This window comes from Bradyrhizobium sp. NAS80.1, from assembly GCF_001908205.1.
In the GTDB taxonomy this organism is placed as follows: Bacteria; Pseudomonadota; Alphaproteobacteria; order Rhizobiales; family Xanthobacteraceae; genus Bradyrhizobium.
The window spans coordinates 1-4,288 of sequence record NZ_LGHL01000313.1; the positions used below are offsets into that span (position 1 = coordinate 1).

Here is a 4,288-nt window from a genome sequence, read left to right on the forward strand (position 1 = left end):
AGGGTCATTTTCGACCGACTCTGCTGGTTTCCGCTGCCGCTCGATGTCTGCTCCTCCCCAAAAGTGACCTACTTATTGCGCGGCAGCGAAATGACGCGAAGGGCCAGGAGCGGAAGTTCGTTTCGACCTTTCTCTCAGTCGAGAGACTCTCAAAAACGGGCTTATAGATTTTCATTTCAGCAGGATGATCAGTCGATGCACTGTGACATTGTTTCCGGAGTCCTGTCGCTCCGGACGGCCACGATGTGGTCCTACCCGACTTCACGCTTCAGCGCCTGAAACTTGATCTCGTCCAACTTCGACAGGAAGAACCTGAGCAGCGGCGAATTGTTGGCCTCGTTGTAGCCGAGAACCAGATCGATCATTGGAGCGGCTCCCTGGATCGGGCGGCTGATGACGTTCTTTGGAAGAAAGTTCTGCGCGTACAGCGGCAGAAGACTGACGCCGCCGGTAGAAGCGACGAGCGAGGCGGCCATCGCAAGGTTCTCCGCCTGGTGCGCGGGCTTTGCCGTCAGCCCATTGCGCCTGTAGAAATCCTCGACCACTGCCCGCAACGTGGGCGCCCGAACGGGCGATACCCCTATCAGGCTTTGTCTTGCCAGATCCTTCGGACGGACGGAGGACCGCGCGGCAAGCTCATGGTCCTTTGGCATCACGACCAGCACCGGATCGTGGCGAAGCAGCTTGAACTGCAGACCGGGCGCGTTCTTCTCAGCGCGCATGAACGCCAGATCGATCTTTCCTCTTATCAACGCGGCGGCCAGGTCGGGAGAGTCCTCGCTTCGGATCGTGATCTCCGCGGTGGAAAGTTTTCCACGCAGGACGTCCATCACGGCAGGAAGCCAGTCCATTTCGTAGCCGGTGAGGAATCCGATCGAGAGCGGCGATTTCGCCGGCTGTCCGGCGCGCCGCGCGGCTTCAGCCGCCGCTTCGACCTGCAGCAAAGCCACCCGCGCGTGGTCGAGAAATACGCGACCTGGCGGCGTGAGGTCGATGCCGCGCGGCCCGCGCACAAATAACTGCACGCCGAGCTCTAGCTCCAGGTCGCGAATCTGACGGCTCAGCGACGGCTGGGCCGTGTGCAGACGCTTCTGCGCGGCGACCGAAAGGCTGCCCTCCTCGGCGACGGCGACGAAGTAACGGAGATGGCGCAGCTCCATAGCTATCCCTGAAAAGTATGGCTCTGACCTTACGAAGTCTTTCTCAAGGAAGCCAGCGCTTTCTAGATTTCGCTCCATAGACGGCCATTTGGCGGCTCCGGACGCCTCGGCGCCGACCGCGGGATCGAACGAACCCAGGCCGAACGAGCATATCGGCCACACCTTTGGAGAACGAGATGACCAAGTCAGTAGTACTTATCACGGGAGCTCTCACGGGCATCGGCCGCGCGACCGCGCTCGCTTTCGCACGCCAAGGCGCGAGCGTCGTCGTTTCCGGACGCCATGACGACACCGGAGGCGCGCTGGCAAGCGAACTCCGTTCGCTCGGCGGCGAGGCGGAGTTCGTCCGCGCGGACGTACGCCGCGAGGAAGACGTGTCAGCGCTGATCGACCAGACCGTGAAGCGATTCGGCCGTCTCGACGTCGCCGTCAACAACGCCGGCACGGAGGGCAAACCGGGTCCAGTGACGGAGCAGACCCCGGGCAGCTACGCGGCCACGTTCGACACCAACGTCCTCGGCGTCGTCCTGTCGATGAAGCACGAACTTCGCGTTATGCAGCGTCAAGGCTTCGGCAGCATCGTCAACATCTCGTCGACCATGGGCAGCCGCGGAGCGCCGAACGCCTCCCTCTATGTCGCCAGCAAGCACGCCGTTGAGGGCCTCACCAAGTCCGCCGCGCTCGAAGCCGCCGATTTCGGGGTCCGCGTCAACGCAATCGCGCCGGGACCAATCGAAACCGCGATGCTCGACAGGTTCACCGGCTCGGCCGACCGCAAGGCCGGAATGGTCGCGGGCATTCCGATGAAGCGCGCCGGACGCGCCGACGAACTGGCGGACGCCATCCTGTTCGCGGCGTCGGACAAGGCCTCGTTCATCACCGGCCAGATCATCAACGTGAACGGTGGCAGGACCGCCGCCTGAAGACTTTCTCACAGCAAACCGAAGAAGGAGAACCATTATGAACGACCTCGTCGCTAGAACAGCCCTCGTCACCGGCGCCTCGCGCGGCATCGGCCGCGCAACCGCGCGTGCGCTCGCTCGCGCCGGCGCGCGCGTCCTCGTCCACTACGGAAACTCCGCCAAGGACGCCGACTCCCTGGTCGCCGAGATCCGCGAAGCCGGCGGCAGCGCAGACGCTGTCGGCGCGGACCTGTCCGCGCCAGATGGTGCTCACGAACTTGCAGCAGAAGTCCGCAAGCTCGTCGCGGGCCCGCTCGATATTCTGGTGGCTAACGTAGGGATCGCGGTTCCGGCCACGATCGAAGCTCAGACCGTATCGGACTTCGACCGGATGTTCGCGGTCAACGTACGCTCGCCGTTTTTCCTCGTGCAGCAACTCCTGCCGCTGATGAGGGACGGCTCCAGCATCGTGATGACGTCGTCGTTGGCGGCGCGGGCCGCAGTCGGCCAGTTGTCCGCTTATTCCACCACCAAGGGCGCCATCGACACGCTCGTCAAACACTTCGCAGCGTTGCTTGGACCGCGAGGCATCCGCGTCAATGCCGTCGCGCCAGGCATTATCGACACAGACATGTCCCAATTCACAAAGACAGACGAGGGCCGCGGCTACGCGATGGGAATGCAGGCGCTGCAGCGGATCGGCCACGCCGACGACGTCGCCGACGTCGTGGCATTTCTCGCATCCGATTCAGCCCGCTGGGTGACGGGCGACACCGTCCAGGTCGGCGGCGGCTCGAAACTCTAATCGGGAGAACCACCATGAAGCTCTACCAGTCCAGCGCGTCGCCCAACTCCCGCCGGGTCAGAATCTATCTCGCCGAGAAGGGCATCTCGATGCCGTTCGTGCCGGTCGATCTCGGCGCACGCGAGCAGTTTTCGGAGGCCTACGCCGCGATAAATCCACGTCGCGTCGTACCGGCGCTCGTCCTCGACGACGGAACTACGATCGCGGAGGTCCCGGCGATCCTCCGTTACCTCGAAGAGACCAATCCTGTGCCGCCGCTGCTGGGGTCATCGCCAAAGACGAAGGCGCTGATCACAATGTGGGAGCGCCGGATGGAGTTGGAGGGTTTCGCCGCGGTAATGGAGACTGTCCGGAACGGAGCCGCCGGACTCAAAGGGCGCGCGATCTCGGGGCCGCACGGCTATGAGCAGATTCCCGCGATAGTCGATCGAGGCCGCGCCAGGATCGCCGACTTCTACAGCGATCTCGAGGCTCGCTTACACGAGGCGCCCTACATCGCTGGCGACGAGTTCAGCGTCGCCGACATCACGGCGGTCGTCGCGATCGACTTCGCCAGCAAGGCGCTGAACATGCCGGTTCCGGCCGAAAGCGAGGCGTCGCGCAGATGGTACGATTCGACGGCGTCACGCCCGAGTATGATCGCTTAGACGTCGGCTTCGGGTCATTTTCGACAGACACTGCGGGCTTCGGCTACCGGTCGATGTCTGTTCTTCCCCGAAAGCGTTCCGCTTACTGCGTGGCAACGAAATGACGCGAAGGGCCATGAACGGACGTCGACCCAAAGCTGGGGCGGACGCTTGTTACGGACCAATAGGAGACATCATCCAACTGGGTTGACAGCCCTCTACCAGGTTTCGACCTGATTGATGCCGTTCGGTCGCATGACCATGCGCAGGTTCCAGGTCTTCTCTCCGTCACTGCTTTTACACTCGATGCGCTGCGTCAGGCCGCGATCAGTCTCGCCGGTCTGGAAGATATTCGGAGGCACCGGACAGTTCATGCCGCTCCTCGCGGCGATCGCGCGGATGTTCTGCGCCATCTCGGCCTCCTTGGTGAGATCGGCAAGCAGGCGCTCGTTGGAGTCTCTGCGCCCATCATCTTAGCCGCAAACTCCAAATGCTTGGCCACGACGCCCGCCTGATGCCGGCGAAATACGTGCGCCCGTATTCGAAGGGACAGAAGAATGCCTTCCGAGATGCGGAAGCCATCGCCGAGGCTGTCCAACGCCCGACCATGAAATTCGTCGCGACCAAGACCGCCGATCAGCTCGACCTTCAGGCACTGCACCGGGTCCGCGATCGATTGGTCGGTCAGCGTACCGGCGTCATCAATCAGATCCGAGCGTTCCTGCTGGAGCGAGGCATCGCCGTGCGGCAAGGCCCGCATTCCCTGCGGTTCGAGTTGCCGGGTCTCTTGGCAAC

5 protein-coding genes and 1 pseudogene are annotated in these 4,288 nt (G+C 62.9%); 4 read left to right on the plus strand and 2 right to left on the minus strand.

Going from position 1 to position 4,288, the window contains the following annotated elements:
• Window positions 1–251: 251 nt before the first annotated feature.
• Window positions 252–1,160 carry a LysR family transcriptional regulator gene (locus tag AC629_RS42305; protein ID WP_084810555.1) on the minus strand — a complete coding sequence of 303 codons (909 nt, stop codon included), beginning with the start codon at window positions 1,158–1,160 and terminating at the stop codon, window positions 252–254.
• Window positions 1,161–1,336: 176 nt separating this feature from the next.
• On the opposite strand from AC629_RS42305, the gene AC629_RS42310 reads away from it, so the two are divergent.
• Genes AC629_RS42310 through AC629_RS42320 form a run of 3 tightly spaced genes read left to right on the plus strand, consistent with a single transcriptional unit; the run spans window position 1,337 to window position 3,514 of the window.
• The gene (locus AC629_RS42310; RefSeq protein WP_084810558.1) at window positions 1,337–2,083 is read left to right on the plus strand and encodes an SDR family NAD(P)-dependent oxidoreductase; all 747 of its coding nucleotides are present in this window, start codon (window positions 1,337–1,339) and stop codon (window positions 2,081–2,083) included.
• Window positions 2,084–2,120: 37 nt separating this feature from the next.
• On the plus strand, window positions 2,121–2,867 hold the full coding sequence (locus tag AC629_RS42315; protein WP_084810556.1) for an SDR family NAD(P)-dependent oxidoreductase: 747 nt from the start codon (window positions 2,121–2,123) through the stop codon (window positions 2,865–2,867).
• Window positions 2,868–2,881: 14 nt separating this feature from the next.
• Window positions 2,882–3,514, plus strand: a complete 633-nt coding sequence (locus AC629_RS42320; RefSeq protein ID WP_084810557.1) for a glutathione S-transferase family protein — start codon at window positions 2,882–2,884, stop codon at window positions 3,512–3,514.
• Window positions 3,515–3,711: 197 nt separating this feature from the next.
• Here the strand turns inward: AC629_RS42320 and AC629_RS46240 are convergent, their stop codons facing one another.
• The gene (locus AC629_RS46240; RefSeq protein WP_143199891.1) at window positions 3,712–3,906 is read right to left on the minus strand and encodes a hypothetical protein; all 195 of its coding nucleotides are present in this window, start codon (window positions 3,904–3,906) and stop codon (window positions 3,712–3,714) included.
• 50 nt (window positions 3,907–3,956) lie between these two features.
• Between AC629_RS46240 and AC629_RS42325 the strand changes: the two are divergent.
• Window positions 3,957–4,288, plus strand: a pseudogene (locus AC629_RS42325) (IS110 family transposase); the annotation flags it as partial.